This is a genomic window from Micromonospora parastrephiae, from assembly GCF_016802865.1.
GTDB lineage: Bacteria > Actinomycetota > Actinomycetes > Mycobacteriales > Micromonosporaceae > Micromonospora > Micromonospora parastrephiae.
On the sequence record NZ_JAEVHM010000010.1, the window covers coordinates 34,093 to 56,524 of the forward strand.

Consider the following 22,432-nt stretch of genomic DNA (forward strand, 5'->3'; position numbering starts at 1 on the left):
GGGGATGGGCGCGGGCGGGTGGATGGACGAGGCGGACTGGGAGGCGCTCGCGCTGGAGCAGCTCGGTGAGCTCGGGTGGGAGCCAGGTGCCGGGAAGGACTTCGCGCCGGGGTCGGGGCAGCGGCAGGCTTGGGCCGATCTGGTGCTCGTCGAGGACCTACGGGCCGCGATCGAGCGGCTCAACCCCGACCTGCCGCCCACGGCGGTCGCCGACGCGGTGCGGGCCGCCACCGACGTGGCCTCCCGGGAGGCGTTCGCGGAGAATCGGGCGGCGCACGAGCGACTGGTCCACGGCATCCGATCGATCACGTACACCGACGCGTTCGGTGCCGAGCACAACCCCACCGTGCGCCTGGCCGACCTGGACGAACCCGGCCGCAACGTCTACCGGGCGGTCAACCAGGTGACGATCGTCGACGGCGACTTCCGGCGCCGGTTCGACATCGTGCTGTACCTCAACGGTCTGCCGGTCGCGATCGTCGAGCTGAAGAACGCTGCCGACGAGAACGCCACCCTGACGGGCGCGCACGCCCAACTTCAGGCGTACCTCGCGGAGTTCCCGCTTGCCTTCCGGCACACCGTCCTGTGCTTGATCTCCGACGGGGTCACCGCGAAGTACGGCACCCCGTTCACCCCGTACGAGCATTTCGCGCCGTGGAACGTCGACGACGAGGGCGAACGTGTCGACACCACCTCGCCAGACTACGACGGCCCGGAAGCCCTCATCGTCGCCCTCTACGGACTGTTCAACCAGCGGCGCTTCCTGGAGTTGACCGGTGGATTCGTCAACTTCACGTCGAAGGCGAAACGGATCGCGAAGGCGCACCAACACTTCGCGGTCATCCGGGCCGTCGAGTGCATCGTTCGGGCATCGCAGAGCGACGGGAAGGCGGGCGTCGTCTGGCATACCCAAGGCTCCGGCAAGTCCGAGGAGATGGTGTGCACGGCGGCGCTGACCGCCCGGCACCCCGCCCTGAAGAACCCGACCACCGTGGTGCTCACCGACCGCACCGACCTCGACGACCAGCTCTTCGACACGTTCCTCGACAGCCAGACGCTGCTGGGCCAGGAGCCGGAGCAGGCCGACACCCGCGCCGAACTGCGGCACAAGCTGTCGAACCGGAACGCCGGCGGCATCATCTTCACCACGTTGCAGAAGTTCGGGCGTACGAAAGAAGAGCGCGACGCCGGGAGGCCGCATCCCCTTCTTTCCGACCGGCGCAACATCCTGGTGATCGTTGACGAGGCACACCGCAGCCACTACGACAGCCTTGACGGCTACGCCCGGCATCTCCGCGACGCGCTGCCGCACGCCACGTTCATCGCCTTCACCGGCACCCCGATCGCCACCGCCGAGGTGAACACTCAGGCCGTCTTCGGCAACCACATCGACGTGTACGACCTCAAGCGTGCCGTCGACGACGAGGCGACCGTGCGGGTCTACCACGAGCCGCGGATCATTCCGGTGTCGCTGCCGCCGGACATCGACCCGGAGAGCATCGACGAGCAGGTGGAGAAGCTCACCTCCAGCCTGGACGACGCGGAACGGCGTAAGGCCGAGGCGTACGCGGCCACCATGAACACCGTCTACGGTGCTCCCGACCGGGTCGAGACCCTTGCGAAGGACCTCGTCGAGCACTGGGAGAAGCGGCGTGAGCTGATGCGGCCGCAGCTCGGTGGACCGGGCAAGGCCATGCTGGTCTGCGCGACCCGGGAGATCTGCGTCCGCGTCTTCGACGCCCTCAAGGAGCTGCGGCCCGACTGGGCGGACTCTGCCGTCGACAAGGGCAAGATGAAGATCGTCTTCCATGGGGTGCCCAGCGATAAGGAGGTGCTGCGCCCGCACCACCTGCGCCCGTCGCAGCAGAAGACCATCCAGGCCCGCGCCAAGGACCCGGACGACGAGTTGGAGCTGCTGATCGTGCACTCCATGCTGCTCACTGGCTACGACGCGCCGCCGATCCACACCATCTACATGGACCGGCCGATGAAGGGCGCCAACCTGATGCAGGCGCTCGCCCGGGTCAACCGCCGGTTCCGGGAGAAGCAGGACGGCCTGCTGGTCGGCTACGCCCCGCTGACCGAGAACCTGCGCAAGGCACTCACCGAGTACACGCCCAGCGACCAGAAGGACCAGACCCTCGGCCGCGAGATCGAGCGTGCCATCAGTGAGGTGCACAACGAGATTTCGGTCCTCGATGCCATGCTGACCCCGGTCAAGTGGCGGGAGATCCTGGCCGACGAGAAGGACCCGACCCGCTGGCGCCGGGCAGTGAAGAAGGCCGCCAACTTCCTGCGCAACCCGCGAACCCCCGGCAACGGCGTCGAACCCGGCACGAAGCCGCTGCACCGGCGTTTTCGTGACTCAGCGGGCCGGCTGGAACGGTTCTACACGCTCTGCGCCACCAGCCGCGACTTCGCCGAACGCGCCGGCGACATCCAGCAGATGCGCCGCGACATCCACTACTTCCGCGATGTGCGGGTCTGGATCGTCAAGGAGGAGGCCGCCGACCGGGAGGCCAAAGGCCTGCCCAACACGGCCGAGGTCGAACGTTACCTGTCCCAGCTCGCCGCCGAGGTGGTCGACGCCGCCGACATCACCGACATCTACGAGGAAGCGGGCCTCGGCAAGCTCGACATTACCGAGCTCAATGGGGTGGCGTTGCAGCGCCTGCAGGACTCGGAGACCCCGCATCTGGCCGCCGCGGCGCTGCGGCGACTGATCGAGCGAAAGATGCGCGAGGTCACCAAGCACAACGTGGTCCGTCAGGAACGCTTCTCCGCCCAGCTCGAAGACCTGATGAACCGCTACATGCGTCAGCAGCTGACCAGCGCGCAGCTGATCGTCGAGTTGGTGGAGCTGGCCAAACAGGTGTCCGCGGACGCCCGGCGCGGCCAGCAGTTCGACCCTCCGCTCAACCACGCTGAGCTGGCCTTTTACGACGCTGTCGCGCAGAACGGCGCGGCCACGGAGCTCATGGGTGTCGGCACCCTGGCGGAGATCGCCCGGCAGTTGGTCAAGTCGATCCAGTCGTCGATCACGGTGGACTGGTTCTCGCGCGAACCGGTACGTGCCAAGCTTCGCAGCCACATCCGCCGTCTGCTGGCCCGCTTCGACTATCCGCCGGACCACGAGCGCGCGGCCGTCGACTTGGTCATTCGCCAGATGGAGACGTTCGCGAACGAGTGGGTTCCGGGAGGTCCGGCCTCACAACGGTGACAGGATCGGGCGGCGTACGCCCAGCGAATGGTTGGGCTACGCGTCTCGGTGACGCGGAGTGGATTGTGGTCCGATCCGCATCTGGCGACGGTGGTTGTGGTGTGACTCGCCTGTGTCCGTTCTGACGTTATTTATCCCGCTCTAAGCGTCAGTCGATCGGATGAATTCTGCAAGATCACAAAGTTGAGGCGTTCGTAGAATCTGACAGAAGCCGTTTTAGTTAGTGCAGAGACCTTCAGGTCGTTCGTGGCAGCGGCGGAGGCGAGGGCGGCAGTCAGCCCAACCGATCACGGATGGTGGCAGCGGCGGCGAGGAGTTCGTCGTCCGGGTGGTGGTGGGCGGCTGTGTCGAGGACGGCGTGGGCTTCTGCGGGGCGGTGGGCGAGTGCCTCGGCGAGGTTGACGGCCGCGGTCAGGAACTCGCGGGATACCGCTTGCTGGTGTCGGGCGAGCCATGGATATCCGGTGTCGGCGGCGAGGGGCCCGCGGTAGGCGGCGACGGCGTGGCGTAGGGCGGCGGTGGTGGCTTCGGTGCTGGTGGCATGTTGGGCTGCGGTGATGGCGTCGCGCATGGTCCACAGGTCGATGTCGAAGGCGTCTGTGTTGAGGGTGTAGTGGTGTCGGCGCAGCCGCAGGTAGGTGTTGTCTCCGCTGATGGAGCGGAACGTCTGGCGCAGGTTGTAGGTGTAGGTGTGCAGCCGCTGCGTGGCCAGGCGGTGGGGTGGCTCGGGGATGAGGTCGCCGAGGATGTCGTGCTGGTAGGCCGATCCTCCGCGCACGATCAGGTAGACGAGGAACTCCATCGCCTGTGGGCGGACGTGCTGACCGTCGGGGACGCCGAGGATTGTCGGTGTGCCGAGTACCTGGACCCGGATCCGGTTCGCTCCGACACCGGTCTGCCGGCCCAAGGGTTGGGCGGGGACGTGAAGGCTCGGCGGTTCGGCGCTGTGACCGCCCTCGGAAGTGATAGCGGAAGGGTTCCCCGGTTGTGAGTCGTTCATGGCGGGGCGCCAGTGACCGCCCTCGAATCCGCTTGTGAGGACTCGGTGCTCATTGACGCAACGGTACAGATCCCGTCGGCCTGTCGGTCCGGTCGCACGCGCACCAACTGCTCGACGGCTGGACACGTGACCGTCGGCGGTGCCGAAAGGTCTCAGTTCCCCGCCTGGCTGTGCTGCCGCTGGTTTTCCGCGGCATCGAACTCGATGTCGGGGTGGTTGTGTCCGCGGTCTGCGCAGTGCCGCCGCAGCTCGTTCAGGTGTTGAAGCATGCGGGCGGTGGCGGGGTGGTGGGGGTGGGCACGGCGGTGCGTGGTGATCGTGTCGGCGAGGAGGTGTCGGGCGGCGCCGCAGTGGCCGAGGTCGCGCAGGACAAGAGCGAGGGTGGCCTGCGTGGCGAGGGTGGGGTGGGCACCCGGCCCGGCGGTGACGGTGAGTTGGTCGGCGAGGTGCCGGTAGGCGTGGTACGCGCGTTGGTGATGCCCAGCCTGCCGGTGGGCGGTGGCGAGGTCGTGCAGAGCGGCGAGGACGGGCTGGCCGGAGGGGCCGTGCTTGTCTTCGTCGGTGTACAAGGGCGCACCGACGTGGAGTCGACGGTGGCGGTCCTGTCGCGCACTAGCCGTTGACTTCCGATAGGCCTAGCCGGAGTTCGACGCGCTGCAGTCGACCCGAAATCATCCGCTCGGCATTCGTCAGCACCCTGCGCTACACAGGGCTGACTGCGGGTTGCGCAGTTGGGTAAGGTCGGCTCCAGAGATCGCGGTCCATCGGTCCTGGGGAGACGTTGGCATGGAGTCGGTGGCGTCGGCGTTTGGTCGGGCGGTGACGGCACATCGGGAGGCTGTGTCGCATGTGGAAGCCGCTCGGGTGCGTCTGCACGACCGTGCTGGTGAGGATGGCTTCTCGACGCGGGCCCGCGAGGAGGCGCGGCGGTTCGCTGCGGGGATGCAGCGGCTCGCTGAGGGGTTGACGCCGGGCTGGCTCGGCTGCCGACTGACTCATGCCGCTGTCGACCTCCCGACCGGCGTCCACGCCGCACTGGGACGCCCGATCCCCGTTCGGCTAGGCGATGCGTCGCCCGTCGCCGGGAGCGCGTTCAGTGTCGTGGTGCCGTTCGTGGGCGCCGGTCATCTGGCGGTTGACAGTGATACCCGTGATCCGTCGGTGGCCCGCTGGCTGCGTGGCTTACTGCTGCGGGTGCTCGCGGCGCTGCCGGATGGCGCGCTTCGCGTCGCGGCCGTGGACGGGGCGACTCTCGGGGCGGTGTTCGGCCCGTTCCGGGCCATGATCGATGCGGAGGCGTGGCGGCGGCCCGCGATCGACCTACCCGGCCTTCAGCAGGTGCTGACCGAGGCGGAGGAACGGATCGAGCGCGCCCAAGCCGGCGAGACGGACCCCTCAGTGCTGCTGGTGTGCTGTGCGGCCCTGCCCGAGGGCGCGGGTCGTACTGAATGGTCGCGACTGGCGGCAATCGCCCATGCCGGTCCGGCGGCCGGGGTGTTCCTGCTGCTCGCTGGCTATCCACCACCGCAGCATCCGGGGCTCAACGCGGCACCCCGCCTGGAGAGCACCACGCATCTAACGGCGGTCGGCGGCGGGTTGTTCGCCGTGTCCGACCCGCCGGGGCCTTACCGGTTCAGCTCTGACGGGTCCGGGTTGGCGGTGCCGATGCGGTTGGACGCTGGGCCTCCAGACGATCTGGTGGAGGCGGTCTGCCGCAAGTTGGCGAAGTCGGCGCGGGTGCAGGCGTCGACGGACTTCGCGGCGCTGATGCCGGCGCAGATTTGGCAGGAGTCGTCGGTCGGCGGGCTGAAGACTGTGGTGGGCCGGGACGGCCGCAACGAGTGCGTGTTGGCGCTCGATGACGCGACACCGCACTGGTTGGTGGGTGGTCGTACCGGGTCGGGCAAGACGGTGTTTCTGCTGGACGTGCTCTACGGCCTGGCATCGCGCTACTCGCCGGACGAGCTTGGCCTGTACCTGCTGGACTTCAAGGAGGGCGTGTCGTTCGCCGAGTTCACCCCGACGGCGGTGGACCCGTCCTGGATTCCGCACGCCCGCACCGTCGGTATCGAGTCAGACCGGGAGTACGGGCTCGCGGTGCTGCGGACGCTGTCGCGGGAGATGACCCGGCGGGCAACCGAGCTGAAGCGGGCCGGGGTGACCAAACTCGCCGACCTACGCACCGGCCGGCCGGACGTGGCGATGCCGCGGCTGCTGGCGGTGATCGACGAGTTCCACGTGCTGTTCGAGGGCAACGACGCAGTCGCCCGGCAGGCTGTGGCCCTTTTAGAAGAGCTGGCGCGTAAGGGGCGCTCGTACGGCATCCACCTGATCCTTGCCTCGCAGACCATCTCCGGGGTGGAGGCGCTGTTCACCAAGACCGAGTCGATCTTCGGCCAATTCCCGCTGCGGGTCGCCCTCGCCGGCGGCGGCGGCATCCTCGACCAGCTCAACGACGGCGCGGACAACCTGCCCATCGGTGGCGCGGTCATCAACTCAGCGGCCGGGATAGCGGGGGCGAACCGCATCATCCGCTTCCCCAACGCCGACGCAGAGTCGGTGAGCGCGCAGCGGCACCTGCTGTGGGACGCTCGGCCGCCGGGCGACGCCCCGCCAGCAGTGTTCGCCGGTTACGCCGAGCAGCACCCCGACCAGGACCCCACCTTCGTCCGCCTGACGCCGGACGTACGCCGACGGCGAGCCCTGGTCGGCCGAGCCGTGGACGTCGGCCTGCCCACTGCCGGGTTCACCCTGGACGCGACCCCGGGCAGCCACGTAGCGGTGCTCGGCACCTCGCCGGTCGGGGCCGACGTCCTCTTCGCGGCCACCGTCAGCTTGGCCCGCCAGCACGCCCCCGGCACCGCCAGGTTCCTCGTCGCGCCGTTGGTCGCCGCAGCCGACGAGGCCGCCGACGCCACTGTCGGCGCGATCACCGCAGCCGGCCACTCATGCGAAACCGTCAGCGCAGCCCAGCTCCGAGCGCGACTGGCGGACCTCGCTCAGGCGACCGCTCCCGGTGGGGGGCAGACGACCTATCTGGTGATCTTCGGCGCGGACATCGCCAGCAGTCTCCTCGCCGCCAGCGACCCCACCACCTACCGCTCCGGACACGACGACCTCCGAGATGTGTTGGCCAATGGGCCCACTCAAGGTGTCCACCTGCTCGGCTGGTGGCGCACCGTGAGCCGGTTCACCGACGACCTCGGGCCCACCGGTGGCAACGAGGTCGCCTGCCTCGTCGCCCTCAACCTCCCCGGGAACGACTTCGGGGCCCTGCTCGGCGACTACGCATCCGAATGGCAGTCCCGCCCCAACCGCGCTCTACTGATTGATCGGCACGACAACCGCCGCGCCCTCATCGTCCCCTACGTGCGCCCCGGCACCCTCGACCAGATCGACGATATGGAATGACAGACCAGCCCGTCACCCCGATGCCCCGCGACGGCGGCTGGGCTGCCTACACCGATCACTCCCGTCGTCTGTCCGCCCTGCTGCACGACGAACGCGTCCGCGCCGAGCACCAGGGCGCTACCAGCCGCAACGGACAGGCCGCCGTCGACCAGATCACCTACCGGCTGGGGGCTCAGCGACAACACCTTCAACAACTCGCCGTCTCCATGCGCCTGCCCGAGCCACACATCGGCGGAATAGCGCCCGGTCCCATACCTGACCCCGCCGAGGCCCTGCGCCGGGCCGCAGCAGCCGCTGACGCGGCTGACGCCGCCGCGGAGAACGCCCACCGGCGGGCGGCTCAGCCACCGCTGTTGCCCGGGCTGACGCCGCTGGCCCGCAACGCCCTCGTCTATGCCGCTGCGGCGATGCTGGGCACCTTCGCGTCGCTGCTGATGTTTGCCGTCAGCCCCGACACCGATCTCGACCGGATCCCTTGGCAGCTCGTGCCCTGGTCCCTGTGTGGGCTGCCCGCGCTGGCCTTCTTCGCCGGCTACCTCACGATCAGCCTCGTCGGACAGCCGCGCATCGGCAGCGGTGGCACCCGGTCCGCGCGGGCCGGCGGAGTGATCTGTTTTGTCGGCATGCCAATCTTGTGGTTCATCTTCATCGCCTCGACCAGAGGCTGAACCGCAGACGCATCTGCCACCAACGGCGGTGCGTTGGACACCACGAATCAGGGGAGGAACATCCAGTGGCCACCATCGGAGACATCAAGGCGGGCCTGGCTCACGGCAAGTCCGAGGCCGAAAAGGCACTCGCCCAGCTCGCCGGCGTCAACGCCCAGGTCGACAAGGCCATCGCCGTGCTCCAGGCTCTCGCCGCCGGCACCCAGCAACCCGCCGTCATGGGTGCCATAGGCAAGCTCAGCGCCGCCAAGCAGAAGTTCGGCGAAGGCGCCGGCCTGATCCAGGCCGCATCCGCCCAGACCGACAAGTACAACGCCGTCCTCTGACACCGAATCCCCGGAAGGTTCCCTCGATGCCCACCGTCATTGTTCCTGTCGGCCTCAACCTTGGCCCCTCGTACCGGTACGCCACTCCGCCTGACTCTGAGCCGGAGTTCTACCGGGTGAGGCTTGGCCAGGAGTTCGCACAGCTGACCATCGACGAGTTCAAGGTGTGGGGACGAGCTTTCCTTGACCCTGAGCGTCACTCCCGGCTTGAGATCAACCGAGGAACGCTGCGCGACGATATCGATGCGTCTGGCGACGGTCCCACAAAGCCGGAGCACATCATCGAAGGACTCCTGGAGCGGGGATTGCTCATCGAGTTCGACCCGGACGGCTCGCTCGAGAGAGTGTTTAGGCAGCTCAAGCTGTTTCCCACCGCCGAAGGCATGGGCAACACGCCGGACGAGCCTGCTTGGGAGCGCATCGGCCACAACGGGCAGCCTCTATTGAAGGTAAGCGCGACGGTCTACGGGATCTGGGCGTTCTCCAACATCGAAGAGTCGCTCTGGGCCGCATGCTCTGGCCTTGCTGAGGACGCCGAGCAGGGCAGAGCCGATGGCGAAGAGCTTGACGCCTTGACCGCGGACGAAGCCGCAAAGGCGATCGCCGGCAACGTGCCGCTACTCGTTTCTGCGGGCTGCGCAGTTCTCGACAAGACTTCCTAGCGATGGGATGGCGTCGGCAGACTAACCGGGCCGGAACCTCCGGTTCCCGCCTCGGCAACGTAGGACGGTCAGCCGGACGCGCGCTGGTGGATACAGCGGTGGAATCAGCGCGGGAAGGCATCACCAAGGTCAGCGAGAAGGTCGGGAAGGTGGCTGGCGCTGGGATCGCGGTGGCGGCCACTGCGGCAGTCGATGCCGCTGGCCACCAGCCCTCGCCCTTGGTCGCGGTGGGTGCGGCGTACGCCGGCATGAAGGTCGGTGGGTTGGTCGGCCGTGCCATGAACGCCGGGCTGGATCGGATCACCGCTGGGCGGGGTGGTGGTCCGATCGGTTCGGTGATGGCGGAGTTGAGCATGGTGCTGCAGACGCTCGATCAGGTGGGTCGGGGCATCGCGGAGGTTGTCGACTCGGTGAACAATGCTCAGGCCCACTTTCAAAAGGTCAGCCGGGGCGGCGGAAACAACCTGCTGAACAGCGCGGTCCGTGCGTGCCGGCAGGCGGCTGTTCGCCTTGAGGAGGGTGTAGACGAGGTCAAGCAGGCTCAGGACCTCGTCGGTAAGCACTTGGTGGCGGTGGCGACGGCTGGTGGCTGAGCGCCGCTAGCCGCCCGCCGCTTGGAAGATGTCGTCGAGCCCGGACGGTCAGTGGGCCTGCGGATCGTGTGGTGCCGACTCGTCGGATTGCGAAGGTGGCTGGCCGTCGGGATGGTCGAAAATGGCTTCGCTTCGCTCATCGTGAGTCGGCTCGACCTTCCGCTTTTCCTTGGCGGGCTGCTGAGGGAGGTCGATGCCGATTGCTCGTGCGTACTCGGCGAGGATGCCGCCTGCTTCGGCGAGTAGCCATGAGCCGTCGCGGAGCTTGACGATTCCTTGGGCGTAGTTGCCCAGTGCCCGGTTGACCAGTGGGTTGTTGGCCCCGGCGGTGAGAGCGCGGAACTCGGCTCGGGCGTTCTCGGCATCCTGGATGACGACCTTGGCAAGGTCCTGCTGCTGGCCGATGGAGACGTACAGGTCCCGCAGCGCGGCGGCGATGTCGGGCAGGGTCATGGTTGGTACCTCCGGGTGAGGCCGGCCGCGGGATCAGGGCTGGCGGTGAGTCGGCGGGCGTTGATGAGTTGGGGGCGGGTGGCGCCGGGCGTTCTGCGGGGTAGGCGGCCGTAACCCGTGAAGGTGGCGGCGGCCTGCTCGTTCGTAGGGCAGGGGCCGACCAGACGGCAGCGCAGGCAGTAGCCGGTGGCGCTGGAGGTGACGTGCTCTGCGAGCGTTCGCTGGGCGGCGGTGAGCTGATCGATGGCCGCCGCCGACAGGTAGATGGTGGCGGCCATCTCATGCCTCCGGTCGCGGGAGGGCAGCCACGCGGGCGAGCACTTGCCGGAAGCATCCTGCCTGGCTGTGCGCGTTGATCTCGATGCCTTCGAGCCACACCCACTGGCCGTCGTACCAGGTGCTTAGGTCAAGGCGGACGTGGATGATTCGCAGCCAGAGCGGACCGCAGCTGTGCTGATAGTCCTGCTCACGTAGGTGCACAGCGTCGCCGGGCGCGACCGTCACCTCGGGTGTGAGGGGTGTCGGGATCACAGCCCGCCCATCCAACCCGTTTGGCCCGGATGTGGCCGGGATCTGCGGCCTCCGCAGGCGGGGCAGTTCAGCACCGAACCGCACCGTCGGCACCACCGAGATTTGACCCTGAACAGGAACAGCCCAGCGGCGAAGCCAAGTACCGCAACCGCCACCAGGGCGAGGGATGGGACCACTGCGTTGCCTCCCTGACTCGGCCCCTCAAGGGACGCAGCCCGCTTCGGGTGACGGGCTGCGTCCCGTCAAGAGGCGTCCGAGGCCGGACGAGCGGCGGGCCCCTGGGAGCGCGAGCCCACCGTCGCACCGCGCGGCTTTCGGCCGCACCGGCCTGACATGCTCAAGCCCATAGTGCCTATGCACTAGTGAGAATGCAAGGATTGCATTCGCAAGTAAGTCACTTGCCTGGCCTGCCTAGAGGTTGCATCCGCATGGCGGGCACACTCTGACTACGACAGGAGCGAAGGGACATGGAGTTGTCAGCTCGACGGCAGCCACCCACCGTGCGCCTCCGGCGGCTCGCTGCGGAGCTGCGTGGACTGCGCACCGCGTCCGGCCTCACCCGCGACGAGGTCAGCGAGCAGACCGGCATCAACCCCGCCACGCTCTATCGGATCGAGACGGCCAAGGTCCGCCCACAGCGGCGCACCCTGATGGCGATGCTCGACAAGTACGGCGTCACCGACGAAGACAAGCGCAGCGAACTCATCGCCCTATCGAGTCAGGCCGCGCAGCTGGGATGGCTCCAGGCGTACGAGTCCGAGCTTCCCGAGCTGTACACCACGTACATCAGCTTCGAGGCCGAGGCCCGATCGGTCCGCAACTACGAGTCCCTCTTCGTCCCCGGCCTCCTCCAGACCGAGAACTACGCTCGGGCGGTGATCCGCGGCGTCCTACCGTTAGCCACGGACGCTGACGTTCAGGCCCGGGTAGACGCGCGGATACAGCGACAGGTTTCACTTCGCAAGACGGAGCCGCTGCGTGTCTGGGCAATCCTCGACGAGGCCGTCCTGCACCGGCAGACCGGCGGCGCTGAGGTCATGGCCGCGCAACTGGAAGCCCTGGCGGAGGCAGCCGACCAGCCGCACGTGACTCTCCAAGTCATCCCATTCACGGCCGGCGCCCACGCCGGCATGCCGGGCTCGTTCGTCGTCATGGACTTCCCCGACCCGGCCGACCCGGCCTTGGTCTACGTCGACAGCATGGCCGGCGATCTGTTCCTGGAGCGCGAGGCAGACGTACGCCGCTACGCCACCACGTTCGAACACCTCCGCGCCACCGCGCTGGACCCCACCAACTCGATCAAACTGATCAAGGCCCAAGCCGCCGTGATCGATCAACAAGGAGGTACGGGATGAACCAAGCTGACGCGTCCCGCGCCCAGTGGAGAAAGAGCAGCCGATCGAGTGGGAACGGTCAGTGCGTCGAGGTCGCCGACTTCGACACCACTGTCGCGCTGCGTGATAGCAAGGACCCCTCGGGTCCGGTACTCGTCTTCGAGCGCGCCGCATGGGCGAGTTTCTTGGCGGGCGCAAAGAACGGCATCCCGAGGTCGTAGCAGGGCGATCCGGGTGGCAGTAGGCGCGGCACTTGCGCCACCAAGTCGGTCGTCCGCCGCACTAACCAAGATCGCGGGTTGCCCTCATGCTCCCGCTGCCATTGTCGGCTCTGCCTGAAAAATTCAGCCGACATCGACGGCCGTCAGGTCGCCATCTTCTGGGGCCGTCGCGGGAGCTTCGCCCCGCCCCACAGACAGCCCGGCTGAGCGGACCTGATGCCGTCCTGCTCATGGTCATCTGTAAACCACCACGCTGGAAGGCGGTACGGATCGGCCGCGCGCCCCTCGATGCTTTCGGACGTGAGAAGGCAGGCGATCGTCTGATCGACTAATTGGACGTAGGTGGCGAGGACGCTCCGGGCGATGCTTGTGTTCAACGTCCGGCCCGACCATCGCACCTCGCCGCTCCGCCGGCCGGGACCCGCGTCGCTGCCCATGCCTTCGTAGGACGGCGCTGCCATCTTGTTTGGTAAGACCCGGTGCGCCACGCCGTTGCGTAGCTCGATGAAGTCGTCCAAGCGCTTCGACATGTCGTCGTAATGCTCGACGGCGCTCAGCTCAACAGGGGATCCGAGCCGCTTTCCAGCAGCGCTGTCGAAGAAGGTGAGGATCAGCGCGCCGGGAAGTTGGAGCGGGGCAGGACAATGCGCCGTTGCCTGAGCCAAGATTCGCGCGGCCTTTGACTGCTTGTTCCGCCAGCCCAGCCGGCCGACAGTCTCCCGCTCGCTCACGGGGAAGCTGACGGCGCTGCCGACCTCGTACACCAGCCGCTCCCATGTAGATACAGCCAGCATCACCACCAGCGGGTTCAGCACCCCCCGCGGCTGATCACCACCGCCCGGACGTTCATTGTGAATCAGTACGAGATCTACTGCGTCGCCCAGCGCTCCACGAGCCCTCAGGCATGCACGCACTACTGGTGGTAGAGCGTCAACCTTCTCGTTAGTCAAGTCACCACGATCGATCCGAACGGCATCGGAACATGATTCCAGGTCGCCGCCGATCGTGTGAGCCCGTGCTCCTGCCGGCCGTGTCCGTCCTGCTGTGTTCAGTAGACGTTGGTTGTGACACCTTACGGCCTCACCTGACAACACCCCGACTCATTACCGGCCTGCCCTTATGCCACCACCACGGCCGCGAAGTCTACGGCTCCGTTCCACCCACCCTGATCTCGCTCATGGAGTACACCTTGGCCACGCATCACGCCTTTTCCGCGCGAAACGCAAGAGCCCTCGCTTACGCGAACCCCGAACCTGACGGATTCGGCCTTGACCTCCCGTTGCGGGTCCGGCCGGGTCTCCCACTTGGTGTCCCGCTTCAACAGGACCCCCGAACGGACCCTTCGATTCGGCTCACAGCCCAGGTCAGGACCGCTGTCAGCACCGTCTGTCGTGCTGCGACAGACCCTCAGACTGGGTCTCTCCCCATAGGAAGGGGGTGACGTATGGCTGATCCGTTGCTTCGGGTCCAGGCCCAGCTCACCGATCGAGACCTCGTGCTGCTCGGCTGGCTGGCCGACCACGGGGTGCTCACGTCCTTCCAGATCGCCGAAGCCCTCTACCCATCGGTCGACTACGCCCAGGAACGCCTGCGGGCCCTGGCACAGAAGTTGGGGGTGGTGGACCGGTTCCGGCCGCAGAAGCCCGACGGCGGCTCCTACCCCTATCACTACGTTCTGGCGCAGCTCGGCGTTGAGGTCGTCGCCGCGCAACGCGGCGACGACCTGCCCCGCAAGGACCAAGCCCGCAAGAGGCGGTGGCATCTGACGAGGCGGGCGAACCTGCCGCACCTGCTCGGGGTCAACGGCTTCTTCACCGCCCTGGCCGGGCACGCCCGCACCCATCCCGGCAGCGAGTTGGTGCGCTGGTGGCCGGCGGGACGCTGCCAGCAGATGGGCGCCTTCGCCGAACCCGACGACGACGTCACCGTGCGCATCTACCAGCCGAGGTCACGGCCGGACGGGCACGGCATCTGGGTCGACGGCGACCGCACGGTGCCATTCTTCCTGGAGTACGACCTCGGCACCGAACGGCCCCTGTCCCGCCTGGTCGATAAGATCGCCGGCTACCGGGAACTCGCGCACGCCACCGGCCGGATCTGGCCAGTGCTGTTCTGGCTGCACTCCCCGGCACGCGAGCGGCACCTGCACCAGGAACTCGCCGCCGCCGGGACCATCTACCCGGTGGCCACCGCCGTGCACGCCGAGGTCACCGGCATCAACCCGGCCGAGGCGGGGTGGTGGCTGCACCGCCACCACGGGGCGCCGCTGCGCCTAGCCGACCTCCCCGCCGCCGACAGCCGCACCGAACAGGCCACCTAACCCAACAACGGCGACCCACTCCCTGCTGAGCCGGACACGCGCCCACACAGGCGGCGGCAGGGCCATCACGCCGCAGACCCCTGGACCAGCGGACGCGAGGGCTACATCCTGATCGGCGTTGGCGGCGGCGGCCGGCGCAGCGCGGCAAGCGGACGCCTGAGCCACTCCCGCCCGACCGGGGTGCGGACCATACCTCTGCTCCCACGGTGACAGCAACGCTTCGCAACTGTCAGCCGCTCTCCGACGCCCCGCGTGAGTTCCCGTGAGCCGCTGACAGTCCGAATCGCTTCCCGGTGACAGCGCTCAGAGGTATCGTCCCCGCCCTTTCACGGAAGCAGAGCGACCGCCTTGAGTCGCTGCTTTTGCATCAATCGGACAGATCGCGCGATTCCGCGCAGGAAAGGAAATCGCATGAACGAAGGACTCCGACTCCCGCAGATTCACATGCTTTTCGGAGGACCGTGGCCACCGCGCCGTATGACGACGAAAACGCCGTCCGGAGCTATCCTGACGAACCGTATCCCGGTACCGCCATCAATAACGGCGGTGCGAAACACTTCCCCACGAACGAAAAGGAAACGACGATTCCGATGCGTATCGCACGCGTCGACACCATTCCCATGACCGCCGAAGACCTCGACAACGCCGCCGAAGCCCTCGCCGTCCTTCTCAACCACTTCCGGCGCGAACATCCCGACCTCGCCGCCTGAACTCCCTCGCCCCAACGCCGGGGGCGGCCCACCTGCGCGTGGGCCGCCCACCGGCCGACCCACCCCAACCCCGCACGGAGGAACCACCTTGACAGGCAAGCCCACCCCCACCAGCGCACCGAAACGACGCGGCCGACGCGCCCCCACGAGCACCCAGCCCGACACGCCGACCGGCCCGTGCCGGGTGTGCGTCTACATCCGACGCTCCACAGACGACGAACACCAGCCCTTCAGCCTGCTCGCCCAACGCACCGCCCTACACAAGTACGTCGACAACCACCCCGGCTGGGTCATCGTCTGCGAATTCGAAGACGACGCCTCCGGCGCCACCACCGAACGCCCCGGCCTCAAAAAAGCACTCGACGCGGCGAAAGCCGGCATGTACGACGTCCTCCTCGTCTACCGAGTCGACCGATTCAGTCGCAGCCTCGCCCAATTCGTCGACCTCGCCGCCACCCTCGACGCCGCCAACGTCCGATTCACCTCCGCCACCGAACCCGTCGACACCGGCGGCGCCATCGGCCGCATGATTCTGCAATTCCTCGCCGTGTTCGCCGAATTCGAACGCAACATGATCATCGACCGGGTGAAAAGTGGCATGACCGCGAAAGCCAGCAAAGGCCAATGGGCCGGCGGCACCCGCCCCTACGGCTACCTCGTTGACAAAGACACGCAGCGCTTGGTCCCCCACTCGGAGGAGGCACCGATCCTGCGGGACATCTTCCGCCTCTACACCCGCGAGCGACTCGGCACACGCGCCATCGCCAGCGACCTCAACGAGCGCGGTGTCCCCAACCGCACCGGCAAGAAGTGGTCCGGACACACCATCAACCGGATCCTGGACAACCCCGCCTACCTCGGGGACATCGCCTACCGCGACGTCTACGTCCCCGACGCCCACGAGCCGCTCATCGACCGGGACACGTTCCGCCGCGCTCAGGACATCGCCAACGCCCGCGGCGACGTCCAAACCCAGCGGGCCATGTCCGACTCGGACTACTACCTCACCGGCCTACTCACCTGTCCGCAGTGCGGACAGCGCTACATCGGCACGTCCGCCAACGGTCGCACCCGCCGCTACCGGTACTACACCTGCTTCACCCGTACCCGCTACGGCAAACACGCCACCTGCACCGCACCCCGGCTCCCCGCCGACGACCTCGACCACATGATCCTCAAAGCCTTACTCGACTTCTACACCACCGCCGAACCCGTCCTCGCCGCCATGATCCAACGCGCCCACGCCCAACACGACACCACCACCGACGACCGGCGCGCCGAACTCACCGCCACCGCCCACCAGATCACCAGCACCGAGAACGCGATCGACCGCTACCACACCGCGTTCGAGAACGGCACCATGGACGACGCCACCGCCGGACCCCGCATCCGCGACCTCCGCCAACGACTCGCCCAACTCCGGACCCGGCACACCGAACTCGACGCCAGCCTGACATCGCAGCCCGAGCCCCCGCCGCCCGGCACCGTCGCCCGCATCCGCGACCACCTCAGCGCCATCATGACCAGCGGCACCGCCACCGAGCGCAAAGCCGCAGTCGAAACGCTCATCGCCGAAGTCCAACTCACCGACCAGGGAGTCGTACCCGTGTTCAAGATCCCCACAGACACGACGATGCCCCCGCCCGAAACGGACGGGGGCACTTCAGGAGTACCACCGGTTCGCACAATGGTGCGGTCGGTGGGGCGGGCGGGACTCGAACCCGCGACCGAGGGATTATGAGTCCCCTGCTCTAACCGGCTGAGCTACCGCCCCGATGCCGCGCCGGATCTTATCCCGCTCGGCGATCAGCAGCCAGCACCGAGCCGGCCGGTGCCCCCGCCTTCGCCAGCACGATGGGCAACAGGAATATAACAGCGCGCTTCCGTCCGCCCGGGAATGGCCGTCAGCTGGCGCGCAACTCCTCCAGCACCGCGCCGGCCGCTGGTGAGAGCGCCTGGATCGACGGGCTGTCCCGGTGGTCGCCGGCCACGGGCGGTGCAGCCGGCGGGCGGCGGCGAGGCCGCCGCCGACGATGACCACGTCGGTCTCAGCCAGCATCGCGCGCCTCCCGCTCACCGTTCGCCCGGGACAACCGGCCCGGCCACCAGACCTTCGGCCCGATGTCGTACGCGAGTGCCGGCACCAGCAGCGACCGGACGATGATCGTGTCGATCAGTACCCCGATGGCGACGGCGGTACCCAACTCGACCAGGACCACCAGTGGCAGGACGGCGAGGGCGGAGAAGGTCGCGGCGAGCACGATGCCCGCGGAGGTGATCACCCCGCCGGTGACGGCGAGGCCGGCGAGCACACCGGCGCGGGTGCCGCGCTTGACCGACTCCTCCCGGACCCGGCTCATCAGGAAGATGTTGTAGTCGATGCCGAGCGCGACCAGGAAGACGAACGCGAACAGCGGGAACGACGTGTCCACGCCGGGGAAGTCGAAGACGTGCCGGAACAGCAGCGCGCAGAGGCCGAGGGTTGCCGCGAAGCTGAGCAGCACGGTGGCGATCAGCAGCAGCGGGGCGAGCAGGGCGCGCAGCAGCAGGGCCAGGATGACGGCGATGACCACCAGCACGACCGGGATGATGACGTTCTGGTCGCGCCTCGCGGCGTCGGACGTGTCCACGTTGGTAGCGGTGAACCCACCGACCACGGCGTCCGCGCCGGGCACCTGGTGTACGGCGACCCGTAGCTTGCGGATGGTCCGTTCGGCGCCGTCGCTGTCGGGCGGGTCGGCCAGGGTCGCCTCCAGTTGCACCCGCCCGTCGACGACCTTCGGTGTGGCGTTTCCCTGCGGTGGGCCGGTCTGCGGGCCGGCGGGAAGCGGGCGCACGTCGGCGACGCCGGGTACGCCCTGCGCCACCTGGGCGACCTGTCGGGCGGTCTGTTCGGTCGTGAAGATGGTGGCCGGGCTGCCGGTGCCGGCCGGGTAGTGCCGGGCGATCACCTCCTGGCCGTCGACCGAGTCGGTGCGCTGGGTGAACAGGTCGGACTGGCCGAGGGTGGTGGCGCCGAGCTGGGTGAGGCCGAGCGTGAGGAGGGCCAGCACGACGGCGGTGCTCAGCCAGATCGGCCGGGCGTGCCGGGCCACGAAGCCGGCGATGCGGCTCCAGATGCCGTGCTCGGCCCGCGGGTCGGCCTGGTCGGCTCGGGGCCGCCGGGGCCAGAACGCCCACCGGCCGCCGATCACCAGCAGCGCGGGTAGGAAGGTGAGCATCACCAGCAGGGTGGCGGCGATGCCGATGGCGGCGACCGGGCCGAGCGCCCGGTTGGAGTTGAGGCTGGACAGCAGCAGGCAGAGCAGGCTGACGATGACGGTGCCGCCGGACGCGATGATGGCCGGCGCGGCGCCCTTCCAGGCGGTGCGCATGGCGTCCCACGGTCGGTCGTGCCGGTGCAGTTCCTCGCGGTAGCGGGCGATGAGCAGCAGTGCGTAGTCGGTACCGGCGCCGAAGACCAGCACGGTGAGGATGCCCTGGGCCTGCCCGTTGAGCTTGATCACGTCGGCGTCGGCGAGCAGGTAGACGAACACCGAGGCCAGCGCGTACGACATTCCGGCGGCGAGCAGCGGAAAGATCCAGAGCACCGGGCTGCGGTAGACGATCAGCAGGATGATCAGCACGACGACCAGGGTGACCAGCAGCAGCGGCCCGTCGATGGCGGCGAAGACCTCGATCAGGTCGGCGAGCAGGCCGGCCGGTCCGGCGACGTCAACCGTGAGTCCGTCCCGGCCGCCGCCGGTGATGTCGCGAAGCTGTTCGACGACCGAGCCGATCTCCTCACCCTCGGCGTCGTCCACCGGCACGACGACCTGGAGAGCCTGGCCGTCCGCACTGGGGATGGGTGGGGGCAGCGGGGTGACCACGCCGGGCACCTGGGCGAAACGCGCCACGTCGGCGCCGACCCGCTGGCGGTCCGCGTCGGTGATTCCCGTACGCCGCTCGTAGACGACCAGCGCCGGGGTGGTCTCCCGGTCGACGAACCGGCCGGCGAGGTCCTGGGCGCGGGTCGCCTCGGCGTTGGTGGGCAGGAAGGCGGCGTTGTCGTTGGTGGCGACCTCGCTGAGGCGCCCCGAGTACGGGCCGGCCACACCGCCGATGACCAGCCAGGCCAGCACGAGCGCCACCGCGATCAGCGTGGCCCTGCCGCCTCGTCCGGACATCCGCACTCACCCCAATGAATCGACGCATCAATCGACGCAGCATGAGCCTGAGTCGACATCGACCATCCTGCCGGGCGAGCGGGTCGAGGGAGGGCCAAACCGGGGCCACGCGCACGAAAACGCCCGCCGGCGTACTGCCGACGGGCGCTGTGAGAAGCTCCCCCGATTGGACTCGAACCAATAACCTGCCGGTTAACAGCCGGCTGCTCTGCCAATTGAGCTACAGGGGATCGTGCACCGCCCGGCACCGGATCCCGCCGGCGCCGTGCGACGGGACAAGAGTACAGGACATCCCCGGGTGGTGGTCCAGTGGGTTCCCTCCCCACCTTCGTTGATCAAGAGGCGCAGGTCAGGGCGGCAATGTATCGACAATTAGGGTAAATCGCCATCCCGGCCCAACCATGCTTGAGCGGAGAGCAGGATGGGTAGTTAGCTGCGGACAGAGGACGCAGGCGCGAATTGGTCGCCATCCGGCGGGGTGACCCGGCGGGGCGACGGCGCGTCAGGTACGGAAGGAGCCGCCATGCGCGGAAAGATCATGTTTCTTGGCGGGCTGGCTGCGGGATTCGTCCTGGGCGCCCGTGCCGGCCGGGAGAAGTACGAAGAGCTCGTGGTCCGGGGCCGCAAGGTGCTCGACCACCCGACCGTCCAGGAGGCGGCCGGGGTCGCGCAGGCCCAGGCCAACAAGCTCTACAGCGAGGGCAAGGACAAGCTCGGCCAGACCAAGCTGGGCGAGAAGCTGGGCACCGGCAACGGCAGCACCGGCAAGCAGGAACTGACCGCCGCCGACGACGCGTTCGCCGGCACGCCCGCCACGATGGGCGCGAAGACGGGCAGCAGTTCGGTCGGCACGACCTCCGGGTCTCCGTCGGCCACCAACCCCCGCACCAAGCCGTCCGGCTCGGGCACCAACGCCAGCACGCTCTGACCCATCGCACGTCGACGCGTCGCCGAGAGGGCGACCGGCCCGTGGTCTGTTCAGGTGCGGTCAGTCCTTGCTGCTGAACGCCGCGTCGAAGGCGGCGCTCGGTGCGTCGAAGGCGAGCCGACGGACGAACTGCAACGCCTCCGGAGCGCCGAGCAGGCGGTCCATTCCGGCGTCCTCCCACTCGATCGAGATGGGACCGGTGTAGCCGATGGCGTTCAACGCGCGGAAACAGTCCTCCCAGGGCACGTCGCCGTGCCCGGTGGAGACGAAGTCCCACCCGCGGCGCAGGTCCGCCCAGGGCAGGTGGGAGGCGAGCCGGCCACGCCGGCCGTCCCCGGTGCGCACCTTCGCGTCCTTGCAGTCCACGTGGTAGATCCGGTCGGCGAAGTCGAAGATGAAGTTCACCGGGTCCAGCTCCTGCCAGACGAAGTGCGACGGGTCCCAGTTCAGCCCGAACGCGGGCCGGTTGCCGATCGCTTCCAACGCCCGCTTGGTCGTCCAGTAGTCGTACGCGATCTCGCTGGGGTGCACCTCGTGCGCGAACCGCACCCCCACCTCGTCGAACACGTCGAGGATCGGGTTCCACCGGTCGGCGAAGTCCTGGTAGCCGCGCTCGATCATCGACGGCGGCACCGGCGGGAACATCGCCAGGGTGTGCCAGATCGACGAGCCGGTGAAGCCCACGACGGTCTTCACCCCGAGCTTCGCCGCCGCCCGCGCGGTGTCCTTGATCTCCTCGGCGGCCCGCTGGCGGACCCCCTCGGGCTCCCCGTCGCCCCAGATCCGGGCGGGCAGGATGTCCTGGTGCCGCTCGTCGATCGGGTGGTCGCAGACCGCCTGACCGACCAGGTGGTTGGAGATCGTGAAGACCTCAAGGTTGTGCTTCGCGAGCGTCTCCCGCTTGCGATCGACGTACGAGTCGTCGGCGAGCGCCTTGTCGACCTCGAAGTGGTCGCCCCAGCAGGCGATCTCCAGACCGTCGTAGCCCCACTCGGAGGCGAGCCGGCAGACCTCCTCGAACGGAAGGTCGGCCCACTGGCCGGTGAAGAGCGTGATGGGTCGCGCCATTGTCCTTCTCCCCTGTTGTGATGGGGATTCCGTGTGCGGACCAGGGCGAGGGTGACCGGTCAGACCGGTACGTGGCGTCGGGGCGGTCGCCGGTGGGTGCGGAACACACCTGGGCCCGGCGGGTTGCGCCTCCCACCGGGTCACCGGCCACCGTCACGGTCGCCGCTCCCACCCTATTTGCGCCGCACCCCATCGCGGAAGCCCCGGATCGTCACTCGGCTGCTTCTTCGGGCGCGGGCAGGACGGCCCGGACGCCGAAGCCGCCGCCGGGTCGTGGGCCGGCGGAGAAGCTGCCGCCGATCCGTTCGGCGCGCCTACGCACCGCGATCAGACCCCGCCCGGCGCCCCGGGTGTCCCCGACCGGCGCCGCGGCATCGGCGCCGTCGTCGCGTACCTCGATGGTGATGCCCTCGGGGTCGTAGCGCAGGCGGACGGCGACCGGTGCGCCCGGGGCGTGCCGGCGCGCGTTGGTCAGCGACTCCTCGATGATCCGGTACGCCGCCACGTCGACCGCGTCGGGGAGCGGGCGGGGTGCTCCGGCCAGGGCCCAGCGCACCGACTGGCCTGCGGCGAAGCCCTCCACCAGCGCGTCGAGACGGTTCAGGCTGGGTGCCGGCCCGGTCAACGGATCGGGCTCCTCGCCCCTGTGCAGCAGCTGGTGCCCGTGCGCCCGCACCGTCCGGCGCCACCGCGCGAAACGCCCCATGCTGGTCAAGGTACGGCAGTCGCGCTGGGAGCCGGTCCGTGGCCTCGCGGGGACGGAGGCGGGCGGCGGGCGGCGACACTTTGTTTGAGCGGTATACCTGTGAGTCATTTTTATG

The 22,432-nt window shown here is 68.4% G+C and carries 21 protein-coding genes, 2 tRNA genes and 1 pseudogene; 12 read left to right on the forward strand and 12 right to left on the reverse strand.

All coding sequences use genetic code 11. The annotated features are described in order from the left end of the window. The first annotated feature begins 4 nt into the window (after positions 1-4). Positions 5-3,220, forward strand: coding sequence for a type I restriction endonuclease subunit R (locus JNW91_RS04320; protein WP_203173644.1), 3,216 nt, complete (start codon positions 5-7; stop codon positions 3,218-3,220). A 274-nt stretch (positions 3,221-3,494) separates the two neighbouring features. On the opposite strand, the gene JNW91_RS04325 is transcribed toward JNW91_RS04320, so the two are convergent. Further along, on the reverse strand, positions 3,495-4,127 hold the full coding sequence (locus tag JNW91_RS04325) for an AfsR/SARP family transcriptional regulator (protein ID WP_238424338.1): 633 nt from the start codon (positions 4,125-4,127) through the stop codon (positions 3,495-3,497). Positions 4,128-4,372: 245 nt separating this feature from the next. Beyond that, a complete protein-coding gene (locus JNW91_RS04330) occupies positions 4,373-4,789 on the reverse strand; it encodes a tetratricopeptide repeat protein (protein WP_203173645.1) in 417 nt (138 codons plus the stop codon). Positions 4,790-5,006: 217 nt separating this feature from the next. Between JNW91_RS04330 and JNW91_RS04335 the strand changes: the two genes are divergently transcribed. From JNW91_RS04335 to JNW91_RS33430, 5 genes are all read left to right on the forward strand, one after another. Beyond that, positions 5,007-7,631 carry an FtsK/SpoIIIE domain-containing protein gene (locus tag JNW91_RS04335; RefSeq protein ID WP_407664252.1) on the forward strand — a complete coding sequence of 875 codons (2,625 nt, stop codon included), beginning with the start codon at positions 5,007-5,009 and terminating at the stop codon, positions 7,629-7,631. After that, positions 7,628-8,299, forward strand: coding sequence for a hypothetical protein (locus JNW91_RS04340; protein ID WP_203173647.1), 672 nt, complete (start codon positions 7,628-7,630; stop codon positions 8,297-8,299). The genes JNW91_RS04335 and JNW91_RS04340 overlap by 4 nt, the downstream gene beginning before the upstream one ends. A 65-nt stretch (positions 8,300-8,364) precedes the next feature. Next, complete coding sequence (locus JNW91_RS04345) at positions 8,365-8,625, forward strand: hypothetical protein (protein ID WP_203173648.1); 261 nt, start codon at positions 8,365-8,367, stop codon at positions 8,623-8,625. A 26-nt stretch (positions 8,626-8,651) separates the two neighbouring features. Then, positions 8,652-9,287: a hypothetical protein gene (locus tag JNW91_RS04350; RefSeq protein ID WP_203173649.1), complete on the forward strand. Its 636-nt coding sequence runs from the start codon at positions 8,652-8,654 to the stop codon at positions 9,285-9,287. 164 nt (positions 9,288-9,451) lie between these two features. Next, positions 9,452-9,880: a hypothetical protein gene (locus JNW91_RS33430; protein WP_309244221.1), complete on the forward strand. Its 429-nt coding sequence runs from the start codon at positions 9,452-9,454 to the stop codon at positions 9,878-9,880. Between the two features lie 48 nt (positions 9,881-9,928). On the opposite strand, the gene JNW91_RS04360 is transcribed toward JNW91_RS33430, so the two are convergent. From JNW91_RS04360 to JNW91_RS04370, 3 genes are read right to left on the reverse strand one after another with little or no spacing between them, the layout of a single operon-like run. After that, complete coding sequence (locus tag JNW91_RS04360) at positions 9,929-10,333, reverse strand: hypothetical protein (RefSeq protein ID WP_238424339.1); 405 nt, start codon at positions 10,331-10,333, stop codon at positions 9,929-9,931. Beyond that, positions 10,330-10,611, reverse strand: a complete 282-nt coding sequence (locus tag JNW91_RS04365) for a hypothetical protein (RefSeq protein ID WP_203173651.1) — start codon at positions 10,609-10,611, stop codon at positions 10,330-10,332. The genes JNW91_RS04360 and JNW91_RS04365 overlap by 4 nt, the downstream gene beginning before the upstream one ends. A gap of 1 nt (position 10,612) precedes the next feature. After that, entirely contained in the window at positions 10,613-10,864 is a 252-nt protein-coding gene (locus JNW91_RS04370; protein ID WP_203173652.1) for a hypothetical protein, read from the reverse strand. 467 nt (positions 10,865-11,331) lie between these two features. Here JNW91_RS04370 and JNW91_RS04375 point away from each other — a divergent pair, with 467 nt between their 5' ends. Then, a complete protein-coding gene (locus tag JNW91_RS04375) occupies positions 11,332-12,219 on the forward strand; it encodes a helix-turn-helix domain-containing protein (RefSeq protein WP_203173653.1) in 888 nt (295 codons plus the stop codon). Then, positions 12,216-12,419 (forward strand): DUF397 domain-containing protein, encoded by a 204-nt coding sequence (locus JNW91_RS04380; RefSeq protein ID WP_203173654.1) that lies wholly within the window; start codon positions 12,216-12,218, stop codon positions 12,417-12,419. Before JNW91_RS04375 ends, JNW91_RS04380 begins: the two co-directional genes overlap by 4 nt. Before the next feature lie 143 nt (positions 12,420-12,562). On the opposite strand, the gene JNW91_RS04385 is transcribed toward JNW91_RS04380, so the two are convergent. Continuing rightward, on the reverse strand, positions 12,563-13,234 hold the full coding sequence (locus JNW91_RS04385; RefSeq protein ID WP_203173655.1) for a hypothetical protein: 672 nt from the start codon (positions 13,232-13,234) through the stop codon (positions 12,563-12,565). A gap of 629 nt (positions 13,235-13,863) precedes the next feature. Between JNW91_RS04385 and JNW91_RS04390 the strand changes: the two genes are divergently transcribed. The 3 genes and pseudogenes from JNW91_RS04390 to JNW91_RS31805 form a co-directional block, all read left to right on the forward strand. Further along, positions 13,864-14,739, forward strand: coding sequence for a replication-relaxation family protein (locus tag JNW91_RS04390; protein ID WP_203173656.1), 876 nt, complete (start codon positions 13,864-13,866; stop codon positions 14,737-14,739). Between the two features lie 461 nt (positions 14,740-15,200). Continuing rightward, positions 15,201-15,449 carry a hypothetical protein gene (locus tag JNW91_RS04395; RefSeq protein ID WP_203173657.1) on the forward strand — a complete coding sequence of 83 codons (249 nt, stop codon included), beginning with the start codon at positions 15,201-15,203 and terminating at the stop codon, positions 15,447-15,449. A gap of 184 nt (positions 15,450-15,633) precedes the next feature. Beyond that, positions 15,634-16,623: pseudogene (locus JNW91_RS31805) on the forward strand (recombinase family protein); the annotation flags it as partial. Between the two features lie 9 nt (positions 16,624-16,632). On the opposite strand, the gene JNW91_RS31810 reads toward JNW91_RS31805, so the two are convergent. The 4 genes from JNW91_RS31810 to JNW91_RS04415 form a co-directional block, all read right to left on the reverse strand. Continuing rightward, positions 16,633-17,031, reverse strand: coding sequence for a hypothetical protein (locus JNW91_RS31810; RefSeq protein WP_238424340.1), 399 nt, complete (start codon positions 17,029-17,031; stop codon positions 16,633-16,635). 118 nt (positions 17,032-17,149) lie between these two features. Next, positions 17,150-17,223 (reverse strand) — tRNA-Ile (locus tag JNW91_RS04405). Between the two features lie 274 nt (positions 17,224-17,497). Then, complete coding sequence (locus JNW91_RS04410) at positions 17,498-19,615, reverse strand: MMPL family transporter (RefSeq protein ID WP_203173658.1); 2,118 nt, start codon at positions 19,613-19,615, stop codon at positions 17,498-17,500. Positions 19,616-19,772: 157 nt separating this feature from the next. Next, positions 19,773-19,845 (reverse strand) — tRNA-Asn (locus JNW91_RS04415). Positions 19,846-20,138: 293 nt separating this feature from the next. Here JNW91_RS04415 and JNW91_RS04420 point away from each other — a divergent pair. Further along, positions 20,139-20,543 carry a hypothetical protein gene (locus JNW91_RS04420; RefSeq protein WP_203173659.1) on the forward strand — a complete coding sequence of 135 codons (405 nt, stop codon included), beginning with the start codon at positions 20,139-20,141 and terminating at the stop codon, positions 20,541-20,543. Between the two features lie 60 nt (positions 20,544-20,603). Here JNW91_RS04420 and JNW91_RS04425 read toward each other — a convergent pair whose 3' ends face one another. Both JNW91_RS04425 and JNW91_RS04430 read right to left on the reverse strand, forming a co-directional pair. Continuing rightward, positions 20,604-21,611: a sugar phosphate isomerase/epimerase family protein gene (locus tag JNW91_RS04425; protein ID WP_151489674.1), complete on the reverse strand. Its 1,008-nt coding sequence runs from the start codon at positions 21,609-21,611 to the stop codon at positions 20,604-20,606. Positions 21,612-21,822: 211 nt separating this feature from the next. Continuing rightward, positions 21,823-22,317 carry a sensor histidine kinase gene (locus JNW91_RS04430; RefSeq protein WP_203173660.1) on the reverse strand — a complete coding sequence of 165 codons (495 nt, stop codon included), beginning with the start codon at positions 22,315-22,317 and terminating at the stop codon, positions 21,823-21,825. Between the last annotated feature and the right edge of the window lie 115 nt (positions 22,318-22,432).

Bases quoted from the DNA above. Each gene is read 5' to 3' on its own strand.
- JNW91_RS04320 (WP_203173644.1), top strand. From the start codon at position 5: ATGGGCGCGGGCGGGTGGATGGACGAGGCGGACTGGGAGGCGCTCGCG.
- JNW91_RS04335 (WP_407664252.1), top strand. From the start codon at position 5,007: ATGGAGTCGGTGGCGTCGGCGTTTGGTCGGGCGGTGACGGCACATCGG.
- JNW91_RS04340 (WP_203173647.1), top strand. From the start codon at position 7,628: ATGACAGACCAGCCCGTCACCCCGATGCCCCGCGACGGCGGCTGGGCT.
- JNW91_RS04350 (WP_203173649.1), top strand. From the start codon at position 8,652: ATGCCCACCGTCATTGTTCCTGTCGGCCTCAACCTTGGCCCCTCGTAC.
- JNW91_RS04360 (WP_238424339.1), bottom strand. From the start codon at position 10,333: ATGACCCTGCCCGACATCGCCGCCGCGCTGCGGGACCTGTACGTCTCC.
- JNW91_RS04365 (WP_203173651.1), bottom strand. From the start codon at position 10,611: ATGGCCGCCACCATCTACCTGTCGGCGGCGGCCATCGATCAGCTCACC.
- JNW91_RS04375 (WP_203173653.1), top strand. From the start codon at position 11,332: ATGGAGTTGTCAGCTCGACGGCAGCCACCCACCGTGCGCCTCCGGCGG.
- JNW91_RS04380 (WP_203173654.1), top strand. From the start codon at position 12,216: ATGAACCAAGCTGACGCGTCCCGCGCCCAGTGGAGAAAGAGCAGCCGA.
- JNW91_RS04390 (WP_203173656.1), top strand. From the start codon at position 13,864: ATGGCTGATCCGTTGCTTCGGGTCCAGGCCCAGCTCACCGATCGAGAC.
- JNW91_RS04410 (WP_203173658.1), bottom strand. From the start codon at position 19,615: ATGTCCGGACGAGGCGGCAGGGCCACGCTGATCGCGGTGGCGCTCGTG.
- JNW91_RS04420 (WP_203173659.1), top strand. From the start codon at position 20,139: ATGCGCGGAAAGATCATGTTTCTTGGCGGGCTGGCTGCGGGATTCGTC.
- JNW91_RS04425 (WP_151489674.1), bottom strand. From the start codon at position 21,611: ATGGCGCGACCCATCACGCTCTTCACCGGCCAGTGGGCCGACCTTCCG.
- JNW91_RS04430 (WP_203173660.1), bottom strand. From the start codon at position 22,317: ATGGGGCGTTTCGCGCGGTGGCGCCGGACGGTGCGGGCGCACGGGCAC.